20 protein-coding genes are annotated in these 20,732 nt (G+C 64.4%); 9 read left to right on the forward strand and 11 right to left on the reverse strand.

The features are described 5' to 3' along the window. Positions 1-33 precede the first annotated feature (33 nt). The 4 genes from CNX70_RS17005 to CNX70_RS17020 all read right to left on the reverse strand — a co-directional run bounded on the left by CNX70_RS17005 (position 34) and on the right by CNX70_RS17020 (position 3,778). Positions 34-1,719, reverse strand: a complete 1,686-nt coding sequence (locus tag CNX70_RS17005; protein ID WP_096235674.1) for a cation acetate symporter — start codon at positions 1,717-1,719, stop codon at positions 34-36. Further along, positions 1,716-2,024, reverse strand: coding sequence for a DUF485 domain-containing protein (locus CNX70_RS17010; RefSeq protein ID WP_096235675.1), 309 nt, complete (start codon positions 2,022-2,024; stop codon positions 1,716-1,718). The genes CNX70_RS17005 and CNX70_RS17010 overlap by 4 nt, the downstream gene beginning before the upstream one ends. Positions 2,025-2,151: 127 nt before the next feature. Next, positions 2,152-3,333 (reverse strand): NO-inducible flavohemoprotein, encoded by a 1,182-nt coding sequence (gene hmpA / locus CNX70_RS17015; protein WP_096235676.1) that lies wholly within the window; start codon positions 3,331-3,333, stop codon positions 2,152-2,154. A 31-nt stretch (positions 3,334-3,364) separates the two neighbouring features. Beyond that, on the reverse strand, positions 3,365-3,778 hold the full coding sequence (locus CNX70_RS17020) for a hemerythrin domain-containing protein (RefSeq protein ID WP_096235677.1): 414 nt from the start codon (positions 3,776-3,778) through the stop codon (positions 3,365-3,367). Positions 3,779-3,997: 219 nt separating this feature from the next. Between CNX70_RS17020 and CNX70_RS17025 the strand changes: the two genes are divergently transcribed. The 8 genes from CNX70_RS17025 (at position 3,998) to CNX70_RS17060 (ending at position 12,165) form a co-directional block, all read left to right on the forward strand. Continuing rightward, complete coding sequence (locus tag CNX70_RS17025) at positions 3,998-4,882, forward strand: STAS domain-containing protein (protein ID WP_425269189.1); 885 nt, start codon at positions 3,998-4,000, stop codon at positions 4,880-4,882. 7 nt (positions 4,883-4,889) lie between these two features. Next, on the forward strand, positions 4,890-5,252 hold the full coding sequence (locus tag CNX70_RS17030; protein ID WP_096235678.1) for an STAS domain-containing protein: 363 nt from the start codon (positions 4,890-4,892) through the stop codon (positions 5,250-5,252). Then, positions 5,249-5,686, forward strand: coding sequence for an ATP-binding protein (locus CNX70_RS17035; protein ID WP_096238514.1), 438 nt, complete (start codon positions 5,249-5,251; stop codon positions 5,684-5,686). The genes CNX70_RS17030 and CNX70_RS17035 overlap by 4 nt, the downstream gene beginning before the upstream one ends. Then, positions 5,683-6,768 (forward strand): ATP-binding SpoIIE family protein phosphatase, encoded by a 1,086-nt coding sequence (locus tag CNX70_RS17040; RefSeq protein WP_244198836.1) that lies wholly within the window; start codon positions 5,683-5,685, stop codon positions 6,766-6,768. The genes CNX70_RS17035 and CNX70_RS17040 overlap by 4 nt, the downstream gene beginning before the upstream one ends. Then, positions 6,765-8,588, forward strand: coding sequence for an ATP-binding protein (locus CNX70_RS17045; protein WP_096235680.1), 1,824 nt, complete (start codon positions 6,765-6,767; stop codon positions 8,586-8,588). The genes CNX70_RS17040 and CNX70_RS17045 overlap by 4 nt, the downstream gene beginning before the upstream one ends. After that, on the forward strand, positions 8,575-10,089 hold the full coding sequence (locus tag CNX70_RS17050) for an ATP-binding response regulator (RefSeq protein WP_096238515.1): 1,515 nt from the start codon (positions 8,575-8,577) through the stop codon (positions 10,087-10,089). Before CNX70_RS17045 ends, CNX70_RS17050 begins: the two co-directional genes overlap by 14 nt. Before the next feature lie 128 nt (positions 10,090-10,217). After that, positions 10,218-11,036, forward strand: a complete 819-nt coding sequence (locus CNX70_RS17055) for a substrate-binding periplasmic protein (protein ID WP_157751076.1) — start codon at positions 10,218-10,220, stop codon at positions 11,034-11,036. A gap of 1 nt (position 11,037) precedes the next feature. Further along, positions 11,038-12,165, forward strand: coding sequence for a metallophosphoesterase (locus CNX70_RS17060; RefSeq protein WP_096235682.1), 1,128 nt, complete (start codon positions 11,038-11,040; stop codon positions 12,163-12,165). A gap of 41 nt (positions 12,166-12,206) precedes the next feature. On the opposite strand, the gene CNX70_RS17065 is transcribed toward CNX70_RS17060, so the two are convergent. The 5 genes from CNX70_RS17065 to CNX70_RS17085 all read right to left on the reverse strand — a co-directional run bounded on the left by CNX70_RS17065 (position 12,207) and on the right by CNX70_RS17085 (position 18,447). Further along, positions 12,207-12,917: a hypothetical protein gene (locus CNX70_RS17065; RefSeq protein WP_157751078.1), complete on the reverse strand. Its 711-nt coding sequence runs from the start codon at positions 12,915-12,917 to the stop codon at positions 12,207-12,209. Positions 12,918-12,934: 17 nt separating this feature from the next. Further along, entirely contained in the window at positions 12,935-14,230 is a 1,296-nt protein-coding gene (locus CNX70_RS17070; protein WP_096235684.1) for a hypothetical protein, read from the reverse strand. Between the two features lie 2 nt (positions 14,231-14,232). Further along, positions 14,233-14,889, reverse strand: coding sequence for a dynamin family protein (locus CNX70_RS17075; RefSeq protein WP_157751080.1), 657 nt, complete (start codon positions 14,887-14,889; stop codon positions 14,233-14,235). An 11-nt stretch (positions 14,890-14,900) separates the two neighbouring features. Next, positions 14,901-17,093, reverse strand: a complete 2,193-nt coding sequence (locus CNX70_RS17080) for a sugar kinase (protein WP_096235686.1) — start codon at positions 17,091-17,093, stop codon at positions 14,901-14,903. 421 nt (positions 17,094-17,514) lie between these two features. Further along, complete coding sequence (locus CNX70_RS17085) at positions 17,515-18,447, reverse strand: LysR family transcriptional regulator (RefSeq protein WP_096235687.1); 933 nt, start codon at positions 18,445-18,447, stop codon at positions 17,515-17,517. 123 nt (positions 18,448-18,570) lie between these two features. Here CNX70_RS17085 and CNX70_RS17090 point away from each other — a divergent pair, with 123 nt between their 5' ends. Further along, on the forward strand, positions 18,571-19,338 hold the full coding sequence (locus tag CNX70_RS17090) for an SDR family oxidoreductase (protein WP_096235688.1): 768 nt from the start codon (positions 18,571-18,573) through the stop codon (positions 19,336-19,338). Here the strand turns inward: CNX70_RS17090 and CNX70_RS17095 are convergent. Next, positions 19,266-20,255 carry an NAD(P)/FAD-dependent oxidoreductase gene (locus tag CNX70_RS17095; protein ID WP_096235689.1) on the reverse strand — a complete coding sequence of 330 codons (990 nt, stop codon included), beginning with the start codon at positions 20,253-20,255 and terminating at the stop codon, positions 19,266-19,268. The two genes, CNX70_RS17090 and CNX70_RS17095, sit on opposite strands and share 73 nt — an antisense overlap. Continuing rightward, positions 20,242-20,694 carry an RrF2 family transcriptional regulator gene (locus CNX70_RS17100; RefSeq protein WP_096235690.1) on the reverse strand — a complete coding sequence of 151 codons (453 nt, stop codon included), beginning with the start codon at positions 20,692-20,694 and terminating at the stop codon, positions 20,242-20,244. The genes CNX70_RS17095 and CNX70_RS17100 overlap by 14 nt, the downstream gene beginning before the upstream one ends. Positions 20,695-20,732: the final 38 nt, after the last annotated feature.

The raw sequence follows: 20,732 nt of genomic DNA on the forward strand, positions 1-20,732 counted from the left end.
GGGCATTGTTTCCTGCAGTAACGATCTAAAACATCAATGCGCGCTGGCACCGGAGGCGCCGATACCCGTTTCCGAACGCATCTGCTGCGCTTCGTAGCCGGCACGGTCGATGCGCGCGCGCGGGCTCTTGTCGAGCACCGAGAACAGCCAGATGCCGACAAAGCCTGCCGTCATCGAGAACAGCGCCGGCGAGGCATACGGGAACAGCGCCGCCGGATGACCCAGCACGTCGACCCACACGGACTTCGACACCACCGTCAGCGCGACGGCCGTGGTCAAGCCCAGGAAGCCGCCGATGGTAGCGCCCCGCGTGGTGCAATCTTTCCACAGCACCGACATGAACAGCACGGGGAAGTTGGCCGATGCAGCGATGGCGAAGGCCAGCGAGACCATGAAGGCGATGTTCTGCTTTTCAAACGCGATGCCCAGCACGACGGCGATAATGCCCAGCACGATGGTGGTCACGCGCGACACTTTCAATTCGTTGGCGCCCGTGGCCTTGCCCTTCTTGATGACGGTGGCATACAGATCGTGCGACACGGCCGAAGCGCCCGACAGGGTCAAACCAGCCACAACGGCCAGGATGGTGGCAAACGCGACCGCCGACATGAAGCCCAGGAAGACGTTGCCGCCCACAGCCTTGGCCAGATGCACGGCCGCCATGTTGTTACCGCCCAGCAGCTTGCCGGCAGCATCCTTGAACTCGGGATTGGTGCTCACCAGCACGATGGCGCCAAAACCGATGATGAAGGTCAGAATGTAGAAGTAGGCGATCCAGGTGGTAGCCCAGAACACGGATTTGCGCGCTTCCTTGGCGCTCGGCACCGTGAAGAAACGCATCAGGATGTGCGGCAAGCCTGCCGTACCGAACATCAGCGCCATGCCAAACGAGATGGCCGAGATCGGGTCCTTGATGAAGGAACCGGGGCCCATGATGGCTTCCTTGGCGGCGTGCACGTCCACCGACTTGGCGAACAGCGCTTCCGGGCTGAAGTTGAATTGCGCCAGCACGGCAACGGCCATGAAGGTGGCGCCGCCCAGCAGCATGACGGCCTTGATGATCTGCACCCAGGTGGTGGCGGTCATGCCGCCAAACAGCACGTAAATCATCATCAATGTACCGACCAGGACGACGGCGATCCAGTATTCCAGGCCGAACAGCAGCTTGATCAGCTGGCCCGCGCCCACCATCTGCGCGATCAGGTAAAAGGCCACGACGACGAGGGTGCCGGAAGCCGAGAAAATGCGGATCGGCGCCTGCTTGAAGCGGTAGGCGGCCACATCGGCAAAGGTGTAGCGGCCCAGGTTGCGCAAGCGCTCGGCCATCAGGAAGGTGATGATGGGCCAGCCGACGAGAAAGCCGATGGCATAGATCAGGCCGTCATAGCCGTTGAGGAAGACGGCGGCGGAAATACCGAGGAACGATGCAGCCGACATATAGTCGCCCGCAATGGCCAGGCCATTCTGGAAGCCCGTGATGCCGCCGCCGGCCGTGTAGAAATCGGAGGCCGACTTGGTCTTCGCGGCCGCCCACTTGGTGACGAACAGGGTGAAGATGACGAAGGCGGCGAACATGGTGATCGCCGTCCAGTTGGTAGGTTGCTTGACTGCCTGGCCCAGATCGGCGCCGGCCGCCAGCACGCTGCTGCTGGCGCCCGCCAGCAAGGTCAGGGCTGCCAGGCAGGAAAATGTGCGTTGAATCGATGGGGTGCGGTTCATGCTTGCACCCGTGCCTGGATGGCGCTGGTCAGTTCGTCGAATTGCTTGTTGGCGCGGCGCACATAAATGCCGGTGATCACCACGGTAAACAAGATGACGAACAAGCCGATCGGCATGCCCCAGGTCATCACGCCGGTGCCCGTTTTGGTGGCAAGGAATTCCTTGTTGAAGGCGATGAGCAGAATGTAGCCGTAATACACCAGCATCATCAGGCCCGTCAGCGCCCAGCCGAAGCTGGAACGCACCCTGACCAGCCGATGATAATTGGGGTCGCCCTTGATTTTTTGAACCAGATCGTCATGCATGGTGTTGCCTCCTGTTATGTAAAAGCCTGCTCTTTTATGCGAGCTTGGGTTCACAGTACAGCGCGAGGCTTACCCGCCCCTTACGGCAGCGATTTTTTCTCGCAGAAGCAACACAAGACAGACAAGGTCAGTTCAGCGCGGCTGCCGGTCCGAAGAATTCATGGTGCGTCTGCCGCTCCGGCACGCCCAGCTCGCGCAGATACTGCTTGACGGCCCGCATGAACGGCTGCGGCCCCAGGAAGTAGGCGTCGACGTCGCGCGAGGCTGGCAGCCAGTGATTCAGCTGCTCTTTACTCAGCAAGCCGACAGCGTCCGGTGCATCTTGCTCACCGTCATGTTCCGCGTAGCAGTAATAACGCTGCAACTGCGGGTGCTGTGCGGCCAGTGCGTCGATCTGCGCGCGGAACGCATGCACGCTCTGGTTGCGCGCCGCGTGGATGAAATGCACGGGACGCTTGCCGCGCAGGGCCGCCATCAGCATGGCCAGGGTCGGCGTGATGCCCACGCCGCCGCTGATCAGCACCAGCGGCTTGTCACTGTCCGTCAGCACGAAGTCGCCCGATGGCGGCGTCAGCTGTACGGTGTCGCCCGCCTGCACGTGGTCGTGGAAGAAATTCGACACCTTGCCGCCCGCTTCGCGCTTGACGCTGATGCGGTAGGTCTGGCCATTGCTGGCAGCGGACAAGGAATACTGGCGGCGCATCGGCACGCCATCGACGCTGGCCAGCACGCCGATATACTGGCCTGGTGCAAAGTCGAGCACGCTCTGGCCATCGGCGGGCGCCAGCAGGAAGGACGTGATCTCGCCGCTTTCCACCGTCTTGCTGCGCACCAGAAAATCGCGCGCGCCGCTCCAGCCGCCCGGCGCGCCAGCCTGCGCCTTGTAGATACGCCCTTCTTCGCCGGCCAGGATGTCGGCCAGCTGGCCGTAGGCCGCGCCCCAGGCATCGATGACGGCGTCGCTGGCGACTTCGTCACCCAGCACTTCGCGGATCGCTTGCAGCAGGCTGGCGCCCACCAGCGGATAGTGCTCGGCGCGGATCTGCAAGGCCACGTGCTTGTTGACGATGGTGGCCACCAGGTCGCCCAGCGCCGCCAGTTGGTCGATATGCTTGGCGTACATCAGCACGCCATTGGCCAGCGCGCGCTGCTGGTCGCCGCTGTGCTGGTGCGCCTGGTTAAAGTACGGCAGCACTTCGGGATGGTCGCGGAACAGATTCTTGTAGAAGTGGCGCGTCAGCGCTTCGCCGCCCTGTTCGAGGATGGGGACGGTGGCCGTGATGATGGCGCGTTGTTCTTGGGTCAGCATGTAAAACTCCTGTGTATATTGGTAAGCGGTCTCAGGCCAGCGTTTCAACGGCTGGATACAGCTCATGGTCTTCGCGCCGCATGCGCTGGAACAGCGCGTGCAGCACGCTATTGGCTTCGCTGCGGAAGGCATCCGGCTCGGCCGCCAGGCGCACGGGCGTATTCCAGCGGCCGGCAAAATCGAGGTAGGCGCCGGCGATGCCGTGCATCTCGTTTTCGTACTGGCGGCCCAACTGGGCCACCCTGGCCACACCGCAACTCTGCGCGGCTGGATACAGGTAGCGCTGCTCGACGGCCAGGTGCAGCTTGATCAAGCCGCTCATGGCGATGATCTGTTCGGCAATGGCCTGCGCCTGCGCGGCCACACCGCCGCGCGCCAGCTGGCGCAAGGCATCGATGGAGGCCAGGATGGCCAGATGCTGCTGTTTGAATTTGTCGATATTCATGGCGTGTTTCTCTTGTTGAGTGTTGCCAGTGTAGCGGAATTCGCTTAAACATGCAAACCATATACATCTTTAAAGCGGCAGGTTTGCGGCGGAAATCTGGATCGACATGCGCCACTATGTGCGGCACAGAACACAAGCAAAAGCCAGTGCTACCTATAATTTATCCATCACAGCGCGTGCCCGTTTGCGGCCGTGCCGCCCCCTCCACTCCCGCCAAGGATGAGCATGAAAAACAATACGGACACGGGCCAGGCGCAGCAACTGGCCGGCATCATCAACGAGCACCACACGGCACTGCTGGACGGCTGGATGGCCGGCCTGGTCGCCCGCCTGGTGCGGCGCGACAAGATCGCGGAAAACGAACTGCGCCAGCAGGCGTCGCAATTGTTGCCGCTGCTGGCGGGCGCCCTCGACAGCGGCGACTCGTTCGACATCGAAGGCGGCGCCTGGGACGATACGCGCCAGCTGATCGCTGAAATATCGCAGTCGCGCGTGCGCCAGGGCTATTCGCCGATCGACACGGCCAGCTTCATGTTCGCCCTCAAGGAACCGCTGTTCGCCTACCTGCGCAAGGAAATCACGGCGCAGCCGCAAGAGCTGGGCGACGCCATCATCAGCACCAGCAAATTGTTCGACGAACTGGGCCTGCTGACCATCGCCATCTACCAGAAGGCGCGCGAACAGGTGATTCTGCGCCAGCAGCAGGAATTGCTGGAACTGTCCACGCCCGTGGTGCAACTGTGGCAAAACGTGCTGGCCCTGCCCCTGATCGGCACCCTCGACAGCGCCCGGACGCAGGTGGTGATGGAAAGCCTGCTGCAAAAGATCGTCGACACGGGTGCCCTGATTGCCATCATCGACATCACGGGCGTGCCCACCGTCGACACGCTGGTGGCGCAGCACCTGCTGAAAACCATCGCCGCCGCGCGCCTGATGGGCGCCGACTGCATCATCAGCGGCATCCGCCCGCAGATCGCGCAAACCATCGTGCACCTGGGTGTCAACCTGGAAGACGTGATCACCAAGGCCACCCTGGCCGACGCCTTCGTCGTGGCCCTGAAACGCACGGGTTCCAGCATCACTTACCAGCAGCAGCAACACTGAGGCGCCTATGGAAAGAATCCCCATTTTACGTATGGGCCGGCTGCTGCTGGTGACGATCCAGGTGGACATGCACGACCGCCTGGCGATGACCTTGCAGGACGACCTGACTACGCGCATCGTGACGGACCGCGCCACGGGCGTGCTGATCGACATTTCCGCGCTCGACATCGTCGACTCCTTCATCGGCCGCATGATCAGCAACACGGCGGCGATGGCGAAAATCCTCGATGCACGCACGGTGGTCGTCGGCATGCAGCCGGCCGTCGCCATCACGCTGGTGGAACTGGGCCTGACCCTGGAAGGCGTGTGCACGGCGCTGAACGTGGAACGCGGCATCAAGCTGCTGGAACAGGGCGGCGCATGCACATGACGGGGGGCGCCGTGCTGGGCGCGCAGGCACAGGCAACCGCGCAGATCCTGCCCCTGCACAGCGACGAAGACGTCGTGCGGCTGCGCAAGCAGGTACGCGACAGCATGGTCGCCATGGGTTTTGGCCTGATCGAACAGACCAAGATCATCACGGCGGCAAGCGAACTGGCGCGCAACACCTTGCGCTACGGCGGCGGCGGCGAAGCGCGCATCGCGCGCGTCAGCGATGGCGCGCGCCAGGGACTGGAGCTGCGCTTTGTCGACGCAGGACCGGGCATCGACGATATTGCCCTGGCGCTGACCGATGGCTACACCAGCGGCGGCGGGCTGGGACTGGGGCTGGGCGGCGCCAAGCGCCTGGCCGACGCCTTTCACATCGACACGGCGCCCGGCGCGGGCACCACTGTCACCATCGCGAAATGGAAGCTGTTTTGAACCACCAGGAACCACAGCCTGACATTGCCAGGCAAAGAACTTTCCCCATCGGCGAACCGAGCGAGATCGCCGCGGCCCGCCGCGCCGGCAACGAACTGGCGCGCCGCATCGGTTTCGACGATGTGCGCACGGGCCAGCTGGCCATCATCATCAGCGAAGCGGCGACCAATATCGTCAAGCACGCGCAGCGCGGCGAAATCCTGCTGCGCAAGGTGCTGCGCGGCGGCACCAGCGGCATCGAAGTGCTGGCCATCGACAACGGCCCCGGCATGGCGAATGTGCGCCAGCACATGCAGGACGGCCACTCCACCACGGGCACCTACGGCGTGGGCCTGGGCGCGATACGCCGCCTGAGCCAGGAATTCGACCTGTACACGGCACCTGGCAAGGGCACAGTGCTGATGACGGTGGTGTGGGGGCCGAACGCCAGCAGCACCATTCCCGCCCATCCGAACTGGCAAATCGGCGCCGTGTGCCTGCCGCTGGCGTCCGAGCAGGTGTGCGGCGACGCCTGGAACGTCGTGTGCGAAGGCCATGAACTGAGCCTGATGGTGGCCGATGGCCTGGGCCACGGTCCGCTGGCGGCGCGCGCCTCGGAATGCGCCAGCGCGCTGCTGGAACACGCCACGCCCGGCCTGCCGCCCCTGCCCGCCCCCTTCATCGAACTGGCCCACGGCGCCCTGCGCACCACGCGCGGCGCGGCACTGGCGGTGGCGCACATCGACAGCGCGCGGCGCGAACTGCGCTATGCGGGCGTGGGCAATATCGCCGCCTGCGCCTTCGACGCGCAGCAGCGCCGGCATCTGCTGTCGCATAACGGCATCGTCGGCAGCAATCTGCGCAAGGTGCAGGAATTTTGCCATGCATGGCAACCGGGCACGACCCTGATCATGCATTCCGACGGCCTGCATACGCGCTGGGACCTGGAACAGTATCCGGGCCTGGCACACTGCCACCCCAGCCTGGTCGCCGCCGTGCTGTACCGCGACTTTGCGCGCGGGCGCGACGACATCACGGTGGTGGTGCTGCGCGAACATGAGGAGCACCGACCTGCCGGTGCGGAAAGGAACGACACGCCATGACACAACGCATATTGACGGCGCATATCGGCAGCGAACTCGATGTGGTGGGCGCACGCCAGCGCGCGCGGCAGATCGCCGCCCTGTGCGGCTTCGGCGTGCAGGACCAGGTGCGCATCGCCACGGCCGTGTCGGAACTGGCGCGCAACGTCTACAACTACGCGGGCAGCGGCAAGATCCACTTCGCCATCGATGGCCAGACGGCGCCGCAGGTACTCAGCATCCGCATCGAGGACCAGGGCCCCGGCATCGCGCAGCTCGACCAGATACTGGCCGGCACCTACCGTTCCCCCACGGGCATGGGCCTGGGCATCCTGGGCGCGCAGCGCCTGATGGACCGCTGCCATATCCACAGCACGCCGGGCGCCGGCACGCACATCACGCTGCAAAAACTGTTCCCGCGCGACGCACCCCTGCTCGACGGCAGCATGATCGGCGCGCTGTCCGGCAGCCTGCAGGCGCTGCCCTCGGATATCACACTGTCCGAAGTGCAGCAGCAGAACCGCGAACTGCTCGCCACCCTGGCCGAACTGAAGACGCGCCAGGACGATTTACTACAACTGACGCGCGAACTGGAAGACACCAACCGGGGCGTGGTGGCGCTGTTTGCGGAACTCGATGAAAAAGCCGACCACCTGCGCCGCGCCGACCAGATGAAATCGCGCTTCCTGTCGAACATGAGCCATGAATTCCGCACGCCGCTCAGTTCCATCCGCGCCCTGTCCAAGCTGCTGCTCGACCGCATTGATGGCGAGCTGTCGGAGGAGCAGGAAAAGCAGGTGCTGTTCATCCTGCAAAGCGCCGTCAGCCTGAGCGACCTGGTCAACGACTTGCTGGACCTGGCCAAGATCGAGGCGGGCAAGGTCGACGTGCACGCCAACAGTTTTCAAGTAGCCGACCTGTTCAGCGCCCTGCGCGGCATGCTGCGCCCGCTGCTGGTGTCCGAGTCGCTCACCTTGACCTTCATCGCCCCCGATCCGGCGCTGCAGATCCATACGGATGAAGGCAAGCTGTCGCAAATCCTGCGCAACTTCATCGCCAACGCCCTCAAGTTCACCGAGGCCGGCGCCATCGTCGTCAGCGCCACGTCCTTGCCGGAGCAGGACGCCATCCGCTTTTCCGTCTCCGACACGGGCCTGGGTATCGCCGCCGACGACGTGCAGCTGATCTTCGAGGAATTCAGCCAGGTGGAGAACCACATGCAGCGCAAGGTCAAGGGCACGGGCCTGGGACTGCCCCTGTGCCGCAACCTGGCCACGCTGCTCAACGGCACGGTGGCCGTGGAAAGCACGCCGGGCCAGGGTTCGCTGTTTTCCGTCATCCTGCCCACCAGCTACCATGCGCCCGAGGGCAGCCTGCCGCCGAGCGCGCCGGCCAACGACAACGGCAACGACCAGCGCATCGGCGTGCTGGTGGTGGAAGACAATCCGCCCATCCGCCTGCTGTATGAAAAATTCCTGGCCGGCAGCGAATTTCGCGTGGTCCCCGCGCGCAGCGTGCGCGAGGCGCAGGAACGCTGGGAACAGCAGCGCCCCGCCGCCGTCATCCTCGACATCCTGCTGCACGGCGAAACGGCCTGGCACTGGCTGGCCGAGCTGAAAAACGACCCGCTGCGGCGCCAGGTGCCCGTCATCGTCGCCACCGAGATCGACGATGTGCGCAAGGGCCTGGCCCTGGGCGCCGACGCCTACTACGTCAAGCCGCTGTCGCGCCAGCAATTGCTGGCGACCCTGCGCGCGCTGATCGGCAATCCACACCACCGGCAAGAGCCGGTTCCGCCGCAAGGCACAACCACCTGGGACAATGCGCATGCTACCGGATAACAATAGCGATGCTCTGATCCTCAACGTCGATGACAGCGACGGCGCCCGCTACGCCAAGTCGCGCATCCTCAAACGCGCCGGCTTCAAGGTCATCGAAGCGTCGAACGGCGGCGACGCGCTGCTGCGCGCCCGCCAGGACCGCCCCAACCTGATCCTGCTCGACGTCAAGCTGCCCGACATCAACGGCCTGGAAGTGTGCCGCCAGTTGAAGGGCGGCGCCGAAACGAACACCATCCTGGTGCTGCAGACGTCGGCCTCGTGCATCGGCACGGCCGACAAGATCCGCGCCCTCGATGGCGGCGCCGACAATTACCTGGTCGAGCCGATCGAGGCCGATGAATTGATCGCCAACGTCAGGGCGCTGCTGCGCCTGGGCCGGGTCGAGCGCGAGCTGCGCGACGTGGACCGCCGCAAAGATGAATTCCTGGCCACCCTGGCGCACGAGCTGCGCAACCCGCTTGGCCCCATCCGCACGGCGCTGGCCCTGCTGTGCAAGCTCGACCCCGTCGTGCCGGACATGCAGGACAATGCGCGCCGCACCATCGCCCGCCACACGGACCACCTGGTGCGCCTGGTGGACGACCTGCTCGACGTGTCGCGCATTTCGCAAGGCAAAATCTCGCTGCAATGGGAAAGCGTGAGCCTGGCCAGCGTCATTCGCAGCGCGCTGGAAACCAGTTCGCACAGCGTCGAGGCGCGCGGCCATGCACTCGACGTGAACCTGCCCCAGGAAGAACTGTGGGTCTGCGGCGACGCCGTGCGCCTGTCGCAGATCGTCGCCAACCTGCTGCTCAACGCGGCCAAGTTCACGGCGCCGGGCGGGCGCATCGCCATTTCCGCCGTGCGCGAAGGTGACAACGTGCGCATACGCCTCTGCGACAACGGCATCGGCATTGCGGCGGCCAGCATCGACAGCATCTTCGGCCTGTTCGAGCAGAGCGGCCACTCGCCCGACCGGGTGCAGGACGGCCTGGGCATCGGCCTGTCGCTGGTGCGCAAACTGGTGACCTTGCACGGTGGCCAGGTCAGCGTGAGCAGCCCCGGCGTCGGGCTGGGCAGCACCTTCGAAGTCACCTTGCCGCTCGACGCCAACGTGCCGCAGGCGGCCGCGCCAGCGCCGCAGGCGGCCAGTGGCGCCAGCCAGCGCATCCTCGTCGTCGACGACAACTGCGATGCGGCCGACACCCTGGCCGAACTGCTGGAAATGTACGGCCACACGGTGCGCACCGCCTACACGGGCGCGCAAGCGACCGAGCGCACGCTGGAATTCAAGCCCGACATCGTCTTCCTCGACATCGGCCTGCCCGACATGAGCGGCTACGAGGTGGCCGTCAAGCTGCGCCAGCTGCCGATCCCGCAGCAATTCCTGCTCGTCGCGCTGACCGGCTATGGCCAGGAGCACGACCGCCAGGCGGCCCTGCAAGCGGGTTTCAACGAGCACTTCGCCAAGCCCGTCGATTTCGGCAAGCTGGCCATGCTGGGTCTGCATATCGCATCATGACGCTGGACTGGCTGCGAAATTGGTCATTTACATAACGCGTCGACTATAATCGGCAGTGCGAAACGCGACTGTTTCGGGCCAACCGGGATGAACAATTGCAGCAAAAAACGACAGGTAATGGCGCTGCTGTGCCTTTTTCCACATGGCTGCGCCCCCGTGCCTGGCTGGCTGCCTTTGCCGCCACGGCCTTGCTGGCAATGCCGGCCAGTAAGGCCGTGGCGGCCAGCACCGAAGCAGGATTACCAGGCAGGCTGGTATGCCATGACGACCTCTTCGCACCCTACTTCATGCAGATTCAAGGCCGCATCGAGGGATTGAACGTCGATGTGCTGCGCGAGGCGGCAGCCCGCCTGGGCATCGCCATTGAATTTCGCGCCATGCCATGGCGCCGGCTCAAAAGTGAGCTGGCCAGGCCGCAGGGCACGGTCGATTGCGCCTTCGCCATGAGCCGCACGCCGGCACGCGAGCAGTACCTGGAATTTGGCAAGGTACCGCTGCAGCCGACCGAGTACGCGCTGTTCGTGCGGCAGGCCGACACGCTGCCGGCCGTGGGCAAGCTGGACGACCTGGCCGGCAAAGTGATCGGCGTGCGCGGTGGATTCCGCCTGCCCGAAGCCATCGCCGCCGGCGTGGCGCAGGGCCGCTGGAGCATCGCCGACGTACCAACGGATGCCGCCAACTTCCAGAAACTGGCGCTGCGCCGCATCGATGCCGTGCTGGCGGACGGCGTCGTCGGCCAGTACACGGTCAAACAGTTGAAACTGCAAGGCATCGTCCGCGTGGCGCCGCCACTGGCCCGCTTCGACACCTATATCGTGTTTCGCAAGAATACAGGCTCGCCCGCGCTGGCCGCCGCCTTCGACCGCGTATTCCGGCGCATGCGCCAGGATGGCAGTTTCACACTCATCACTTCCGCCTATCTGGGCGCCCCACTTCTGGAACCTTGACATGACAACCCGCACGCCGCTGCTGCGCATCACCATGATACTGGGCGCCCTGCACGCCCTGCTGGGCTGGCTGCTGCTGCCTGCGCTACCCGTCGGCGTGGCCGGCTGGCTGCTGGGTGGCGCCGTCTTGCTGGCCTCGACCATGCTCATGCCGATGACCATCTTCGCCCGCGCCGTCACTGGCGATGCGCGCCTGGCCGACCGTCTGAGCTGGGCCGGTTCGCTGTGCATGGGCTTTTTTTCCTCGCTGTTCGTGCTCACCATGCTGCGTGAGCTGCTGATGCTGATTCCCGCCACCCGCCCGCACGCGCAAGCGTCCGCCGTGGCGGCCCTGGCCCTGGCGCTGCTGGCCAGCGTCGTCGGTTTCATCAACGCACGCCGTGTGGCGCGCGTGCGCGAAGTCGACGTGCCGATCGCCGGCCTGCCGGCCGACCTGCACGGTTTTAGCATCGTGCAACTGAGCGACATCCACGTGGGCGCCACCATCCAGCGCGCCTACGTGGAAGCCATCGTCGCGCGCGCCAACGGCCTGCAGGCGGACCTGATCGCCATCACGGGCGACGTGGTCGACGGCACGGTGGCGCAACTGGGCAGCCATACGGCGCCGCTGGGCGAGCTGCGCGCGCGCCACGGCGTCTTCCTTGTGACGGGCAACCACGAATACTATTCGGGCGCGACCCCTTGGGTGGCGGAATTTCGCCGCCTGGGCTTGCGCGTGCTGATGAACGAGCACACGGTGCTCGAACACGACGGCGCGCGCCTGGCGCTGGCCGGCGTCACCGATTTCAATGCGGCCGCCTTCGATCCGGCGCAGAAAAGCGACCCGCAAGCGGCCATCGCCGGCGCACCGGCCGATATCCCCCGCATCCTGCTGGCGCACCAGCCGCGCAGCGCGCCCGAGGCCGAAGCGGCCGGCTACGACCTGCAATTGTCGGGCCACACGCACGGCGGCCAGTTCTGGCCCTGGAATCTGTTCGTGCCGCTGCAGCAGCCGTATGTGGCGGGACTCCACCGGCGTGGCCGCCTGTGGATTTACGTCAGCCGCGGCACCGGGTACTGGGGCCCGCCGAAACGCATCGGCGCGCCGGCGGAGATTACGCGACTCAGGCTGGTGGCGCACAGCGGTTGAGCAGGCCTGGGGCATGGCCAGTTTCTTTATCGCTGCGGCAGTCAGACCCTCCCGGCAAACATGGCAATTCCGGCGGCACAGCCTGCGCTGGCCACGACCAGGGTGGCAATCAGCCAACGCCGCACAGATTGTGTCGAGGACGTCAGCTGCTCCGTCCATTTTCTGGCCCACGCATCCTGCTGCATCGCCAGCGCGGTCAATTGCATTTGCTGCTCGGCAAACGCCAATTGCATCTGCGCCACGGACTGCACCAGCGGCGCCACCTCGGCTTCGTTGCGGCGGGCAACCTCCATGAGCGATGCCGCCACATGCGTGCCCAGCTCATGGCGCTGCTGCGCCATCATTTCATGCAACTGAATGAAGGATTGCTTGTCGGACTCACCTTGCTCCACCAGTTGTCCCGACAATTTTTCCACCGAGTCGCGGTGGGCAGTCACCGTGCCCTGTTCCAGCGTATTCTGGACCTGATGCAGCATGGGTTGCAATGACAGGCGAATTTCGCGCGGCGTCTCTTCGGCCAGCGATTTGAGCGAGCGAATCTGCGTGAGCGCGTCATCCGCACTCATATTGGTGCCCTGGATAATGGCCTGTAAATCTTCCAGCATCGATTCAAACTGGTTCAGCCGTTTGTCCAGCTCGCGGACCGACTTCGTAACAGGCGCCAGCGGTTCCTGCATTACTTTTTGCAATAGTTCCTGAAATTCGTGTTCCTGGCGGGCGATATCGTGTTGATTGTTCATGGCCTTGGTCAATATGAAGTAAAAGTGAATTAAATGGCGGAGGGTTCGATGTGCAGCAGGACTTGCTTGCGTACGTCCACAAGGCGCACGGCAGCCAGCAAGCCCAGAAAGCCGGTGACGCGGTTGCCGGCGGTGCAGATCGCCTGTCGCCGCTGTTCCAGCTCAGCGACATATTCCGCGTCGAGCAGCGATGCAAAGCGGCGGCTCTCCAGCAGGTCGTTTTCCATCCGCTGTTCAAACAGCTCGCGCGCCTGCGTGTGCTGTGCCAGTTTCTCCTCCAGCAGCTTGATCGGCGCGATGCCGCCGTCGGCAAGCCGCTGAAAGTCGTCACGTTTGTAGCGTTGCTCCTCCAGCTCCTCCAGCAGGCGTTCCCGCCAGGCATGAGCGGCGGCCAGCCAGCGTTTGCGGGCAAGCGCCTTGAGTTCCGTCTGGACCTCGTCGATACAGCGCTTGAAGGTCCTGAGATCCCTGGCATAGTCGCTGCCCTCGCCGGTGCTCCAGTATTTGTCCACCCAGTAGGCATTGAGGGTGGAGAGGAAGCTGCTGAACGCATCGTCCAGTATGTCGTCGCTGCCGCTGGCGCCATCCTTCAACTCCACACGGCGCCAGAACGGCTGCGTGCCTGACATCCGTGCCGTGTCGGGATGGCAGGCCAGCATGGCCTGCTTCATGGACGACTTCGCGCGCCGGATCACTGCCTTGAAGCCGTCGACGCTTTCGTATGGATCGCCAGGCGCCGTCGTAGCAAAAACGAAATGCCGCGCTATGTCTTTCGACAACGCCTCGTCCGTCAATGCTTCCTGCGCCTGCGCCAGGCTGGCGCATTGTTTGCCGATATTCTCGGCCGCCAGTTGCGCCTGCCCTTGTTCGTGTTGCGCCCGCCCCAGCACCGCTTGCAGCGCCTCGCTCTCGGCACCCAGCACTTCCTGGCGTTTTTTCTTCACCCTGGCAATCACCATGTGCGCATCGACGGCAACGCGCAGACGCGCCAATGGCGTGGTCGACGCCTGTATATCGCTCAGCAACTGCTGCTTGAGTGTCAGCATCATCGGCTGTACCCGCGCATACAGAAGGGGCTCGGCTTCGCGGGCATCAAGCCACGACTGCCCGAACTCAAGCGGGAAAAAGTTCGCCGCGCGCTTGACATCCTCACTCAGCGGTATCGAGCGTTCAATCTGTTCGACAAGGCGCCGCCGGTACAGCGGCACTTCGGCCTCGCCAGCATGCTCGCGCACCATGTCGCGCACCGACTGCGCCGTGAAGGAATACGTGGTGACAATCCGAAAACGCCGCGGCGCGCTTTGCCAGTCTTCGATGCCCGGCAACGTCAGGCCGCCCCCTGCAGGAACGACAAGTCATCACCGCGCCCCACCAGCAGGATCAGATCGGCCAGCGGCACATATTTGCGGGCCATCGCATGTACATGCTCCTGCTCTGCCGCGTTTGCCGGTTTGTCGCCGGGAAGATCGAGCATGCGCACGCCCGACTGCGCGACATCGGCATCAAAGCATTCCAGCGGGACGAACACGACGCATGGCCCATGCGCGACCAGTTGGCGCATTTCCATCGCCGTTCGCAACCGGCCAAGTTCTGCCTCCATGGCCAGGTCATCGCCGTACCATGCGATGGCTGTTTCATTGACTTTCAGTCCCCAGCGCTGATCCGGCGAACGGCGGTATTCCATCGTGGTGGCGGTGGCCGATTGTCCGGCCGCGCGTCCACCCCGCAAGACCCGCGCCACGCGCGGCATCTGCGTCGCCAGCACCCCCATCAACTCCATCAGCAAGGTGGTTTTGCCGACCTGAGTCTTGCCGAAAACGACCACGTAGGCTTCCGCCTGCTGATCCTTGCTGGCCAGGCGGTCACGGATTTCAGGGCTCAGCGATTCAGCAAAGCGCGTATATGCCCGGAAGGCCCAGTCCAGCCGCTCCTGGTCATGCTGTGCCCATGCCGCGCGCACGCCGGACGCTTGCGCCGGCGCCAAGCTGCCCCGGCTCACGCGGCCGCATCCGCATGGAACAGCGCCATCGTATGCCCGGACCGGCCCAGTTCAAACAGCAGGTCACGCTGCAGCGAACGCACATCGGCCAGGGCCTTCGCCAGGCGGTCTTTTTCCATCAGCGCTTCATCCAGGCGGTAGCGCGCGCGCAATGACTGTTCCAGCCGGCCCCGCATCTGGCCCATCATCTGATTGAAATGATGGATGAAATGCTTGTGGTGGTGTGCCTGTATGCTCTGCAACATCGATTGCGACACGAGCCGTGCCTTCTCGTCATGGATGCGCGTGGCCTGCATGGCGGAATACGCCAGATACCCCACCGCCACTGCGCCGACCACGGCGGCGCCAACGCCGCCGATGGCGGCACCGGCCGCCGCCGTGCCACCCGTACCGGTGCCGGCAGCCGCGGCCGAGGCGGACGCCGGATTGAACATGCTCATCAGCGCAGGGATCACATCGACATCGCCATCGCTGAGCACATCGACGGCAAAGACGGTGGCAATGCTGCGCAAAACCGTCTTGCCCAAGGTCACGCCGTCGCCCAATTGCTGCACCGCCTTTTTCATCATGTCGGCTTGATCGGACGCCTCTGCCGTCTTCAATTCCGGCGTCAGACCCACCAGCGCGGGCATCATGCTGGCCAGCCGCGCATATTCCAGCGTCAGCGCCGGCAAGAGCTTGATCGCGCTGACGACATCCTTGGTCACCAACTGGGCCGGCCCTTCCGCCCGCCCCTTTGCACCCAAAATCACCCGCAGATTTTGCTGGTCGTCCTCGTCCGGACGCTGCCAGGCAATCACTTGCTGCTTTGCATCGACATAGCCCAGTTTTTGCATCGGTGTCGCATCGCTTCCGTGCGCGATGGCAAGCACTTGCTGGCCCTGCTCACCGCGCAGTTTCTTCTGCGTCAGCCCGCCGATCATGTCGGTGTGCTTTTCCAGCACATCGGCCTGGCCGCCCCACGATGCGCTTACGCTCTGCGCTATGTGCTGGTGGCTTTGCGTGGCCGTTCTGGCGAAGTCCTTGATTTTGTTGACCACACCCTCGTGATCGCTGATCAAGCTGCCTTCGAGCGTCTTCCAGGCCGCACCCAGATGCGCTTGCAGCAATTGATCGACGCCTTCCAGATAGTCCTCGCGCAAGCTATCCCTGGCTTCGTCGAAGGCCTCCAGATAGCTGCGCACTGCCTGCAAGCCCTCATTGCCGCTCTCGCGTTCATGAAAGAGCAGCTTGGTTTTATTGTGCACCAGTCCCAGCACCGAGGTCAGGTCACGGCTCAGCACCCCTGCCAGACGGCTCAATTGCGCCTTGCGGTCGCCGCCGCCCGAGCAGGACAGGTCCTGGATCGCCTTGGTCAAAGCTGGCAGCCAGTCTTGACGATAGTTCTGGTCATCCGCGCCGACGCAAATGATTCTGGTCCCGGCCAAGTCGGCTGGCACCTTGAACACATGGGCCGCCGTATCGCGCAACGCCTGCAGGCGCTCCGGCTTGCCGCGCGCGGCCTCCGTTTTACTGATCACCACCAGGGTTTGCGCGCCACCCAGTTCGCCTTGCAGCATGTCGGTGACGATGTCGACCTGCTGCTGGTTGGCCATGCGCGTCTCGTCCGTGACGACGATGCAGCCGACCGCACCGACCAAGGCCTGGCGCATCAGTTCCTGCCATGATTTATTCTCGCGGTCCTGCGTCTCGTAGCCAGGCAGCAGCAGCCAGGCCTGGTTCGCCCGGTTGAAATAGCGTTGCGGCACTTTCAGCACGGGCAGCAGCACGTCCATTTCCGGGTCGCATACGGCTTTCTGGAAGGTGGCGACATCGACGTCGTCCTCCACCAGCACGTATTGCCCGTCCTGCTTGCGCAGACAGCGCAGCGCGCCCTGCACCTCGGTGTGCGACGCATCTTCCAGCACCAGCACGGGCAGCTTCTCGCCCCGGCCTTCGTTGGGCTGCAACCATTGCGCCGACTCGCCATCGAGCGCATACAGCGAGCGCAGCAGTGTAGTTTTTCCCGCCCCTTGCGAGCCACCGATCGCCAGGATCGACGTCGTGCCCAGCACTTCGGCAAGCAACAGGCGGCGCATGATCAGCGGCATGTCGGTGCGCAGGCGCTCGTCGTCAATCAACTGACTGGCGCCATGCAATTCGCGTAAGGCAGCGTTCAAATCTTGCAGCAAAATTTCAGGAGAATGCATCGTGAGGACTTTCTATCGACAACGGTTTAAATAACTGCGCTCCAGGCGATGTTGATCCCATACCTATAGTCGCGCGGCAAGCGCATGCGGCGATTCGTGGATGGGATCTGTCAGGAATGGACGGCACAGACAAAAACTTTCTTTTCGGAATGTTTTCATCTTACACAAGCGTAGCGACAGATCGTGTCGCCACTACCCGCCATGTCATGTTATTTGTGAAAAGAAAGTATATTTACAACAATGTGGCGGCTAGCGCTGGCGAGAAGGGCCATAACCATGTAGTAGAACAGCTATCAACACCGACTGCGCGTCGTAATTTGCGGTCTGTGATGCTCACTGCCTCGGCGGCCCCGTACTTCGTACAGTTGCGCCTCTCGATCCAACGGGGCGCCGAGCCTTCCTTCCGCTCGCCACGATTTTGTCAGGTGTTGTAATCAGGCCGTATCTGCGCGGCGAAATCGCGCTGGCGGAATTGCTCCAGCAAAAAATCGACGAAGGCGCGCGTCTTCGCGGGCAAGAGCTTCTTGCTGGGATAGTACACGGACAGCGGGCCGGAATCGGCACACCAGCCGGGCAGCAAGCGGATCAAGGCGCCGCTGCGCAAGTGGGCCAGCGCGTGCGGCATGGGCAGCAGCGCTACGCCGACCCCCATGATGGCCGCCTGCGCCATCGCGTCCGGGTCGTCGAAGATGGCGCGCGGGCGGGATTCGGCCACGCCTTCGCCGCCTTGCCCGTCGCGCAGTATCCAGCTGCGCAATCTGCCGCTGCCGGCCGAGCGGCGCACCACGCCGTCGAAGTGCGCCAGGTCCGACGGATGCACGGGCATGGCCTTGCCCTGCATGAAGGCGGGCGACGCCGTGGCGACGATGTGGGCGTGGCCCAGTTCGCGCGCCACCACGCCCGGCGTCAGCTCGATGCCGCCGCCGATGGCGACATCGAACCCCTCGCCGATCAAGTCCACTTGCCGGTTGTCGAAATGGCAGTCGGGGACCACGCCCGGGTAGCGCGCGATGAACTCGCCCAGCAGGGGCACCACGTAGCTACGGCCAAACGACGGCGCCATGCTGATTTTCAGGATGCCGGCCGGCTGGCCGCCCTCTTCCGCCACGCCGGCGATCGCTTCGCGCAGGGTGGACAGGGCGCCGCCTATCTGCTGCAGGAAACGCTCGCCCCCTTCCGTCAGGGTCAGGCGGCGCGTGCTACGCTGGAACAGCCGCAGTCCCAGGCTCGCTTCCAGCCGCGCCACGTTCTTGCTGACGGCCGCAGGCGTCAGCCCCAGGCGGCGCGCAGCCGCAGAAAAGCTGCCCAGCTCGGCAGACAGCACGAAGGATTGCAGGTGATTGAGGGCGTCCATGCGCCTATTCTACCCGCTCATTTGATACTTATGGTTGAAAGTGATTGTAGCGATTCATGGCTAGCGCGCAGGCAATGGAAAGCAGATACTGGCTTCCTCGACTCCTCACACAGAAAGCCCATCATGCAAACCCAAGCCACCACCAGCACCTCTTTGCCACTGCAAAACAAGATCGCGTTTGTGACGGGCGGCTCGCGCGGTATCGGCGCGGCCATCGTGCGCCGCCTGGCCAGCCAGGGCGCCACCGTCGTCTTCACCTATCAAAGCTCGGCCGCCGAAGCGCAGGCGCTGGCCGCCACAGTGGAAACAGCCGGCGGCAAGGCGCATGGCGTGCAAGCCGATGCGGCCGACGCCGCAGCCTTGACGGCGGCCATCGATACGGTGGCGGCGCAGTTTGGCAAGATCGACATCCTCGTCAACAATGCGGGCGTGTTCCTGCCCGGCGCCATCGAGGATTTTTCGCTGGCCGACTTCGACAAGACCTTGAACGTTAACGTGCGCGCCGTGTTCGTCGCCATCAAGGCGGCCGTGGCGCACATGCCCACGGGTGGGCGCATCATCAATATCGGCAGCACGAATGCGCACCGCATGCCGTTCGGCGGCGCGGCCGCCTACGCCATGAGCAAATCGGCGCTGATCGGCCTGACGCAAGGCCTGTCGCGCGACCTGGGGCCGCGCGGCATCACCATCAACAACGTGGAACCGGGCCCCATCGCCACGGACATGAACCCGCCGACGGGCGACTTCGCCGACCTGATGCACGGCCTGATGGCCCTGCCCCGCCACGGCACGGCCGATGAAATCGCCGGCATGGTGGCCTATCTGGCCAGCGCAGAAGCGGCGTTCGTCACGGGCGCAGGGCTGAAGATCGATGGCGGTTTTGCCGCCTGATCCAGTCCGAACATCAGCGAGCGGTGCGCTGCCACGCCCGCCATGGCGCCATCGGCCACCGCGAATGCCACGCTGCCAGCCATGCGCCCCGCGTCGCCACAACAGAAGACGCCGGGCACGCTGCTGGCCTTTTGCTCGTCGGTACGCACAAATGGCCCCATGGCACCCTCTTCCAGCGCGCAGCCCAACTCGCCGGCCAGGGCACTGGCCAGGCGGGTGCGGGTCGCCACGAACAGGCCGGCCATCACGTGGCGGCTGCCGTCCGCCATGACCACATCGGCTACCCCGTCGATCTGCGCCACGGGCGTGTGCACCACTGTCACGCCGCGCGAGGCCAGTTGCACCAGCTGCGCCGCATCGGGCTCGAACGCGCCATTCAGGAAAAAGGTGACCGTGCCCCAGTCGGGCAGCATCAGGGCGTGGTGCATGGACAGGGGCCCCGTGGCCAGCACGCCGATGGCGCCCTGCTCCAGTTCATAGCCATGGCAATACGGGCAGTGAAAGACGCTGCTGCCCCAGCGCGCGGCCAGACCAACGACGGGCGGGAGCTCGTCGATCACGCCGGTGGCCAGCACCAGGCGGCGGCCCCGGACGACGCTGCCGTCCGCCAGGGTCACATCAAAGCCATCGCCATCGCTGCTGGCGGCTGCCTGCACGGCCGTCCCGTCCCGCCAGGTGACGGTGGCATACGCCAGCAGTTGCGCCTTGCCTTCGGCGGCGATGGCTGCCGTCCCGCTGCCATCTTGGGTCAGGAAGCCGTGGGAGTGGCTGGCGTAGCGGTTGCGGCGCTGGCCGCCGTCGATCACCAGCACGCGGCGGCGGGCGCGCCCCAGTTGCGTGGCGGCGGACAGGCCGGCGTAGCTGCCGCCGATGATGATGGCGTCAAACGTGGCGCTGTGCGGTTCAGGAATGTGCATGGGGGGCTCCTCGGTGTAAGGCGTATTGTTGGCTGAAACGTTCGGCCAGGTCGGCCAGGGTGACGGCGCCAAAGCGCTGGATCAGCAGCGCCTCGGCTTCGTCGAAGGCGCCGGCCAGCGACTGGTTGACCACTTGTTCGACCAGGCAGCCCGGCTGATCGACGCGGTTGCCCATGGCGAAAATGGTGGGCGAACCCACGGCCACATAAATGTCTTGCAGGGTCACGCGGTGCAAGTCGCAGACGATGCGCCAGCCGCCGCCATGGCCCTTGACCGACGCCACGTAGCCGCGTTCGCGCAAGCCGGCCATCACGCGCCGCACTAGCACGGGGTTGGTGTCCAGGTAGCCGGAGAGTTCCTCGGACGTCATCGGGCGTCCCGCATGGGCCATGTGCAGCAGCACATGGAGGATCGATGATAGTTTGCTGTCGCGTCTCATGTAACTAATGATAGTACATAAATCCCATAGATGCAAAT

This window comes from Janthinobacterium svalbardense (assembly GCF_002327145.1).
In the GTDB taxonomy this organism is placed as follows: domain Bacteria; phylum Pseudomonadota; class Gammaproteobacteria; order Burkholderiales; family Burkholderiaceae_D; genus Janthinobacterium; species Janthinobacterium tructae.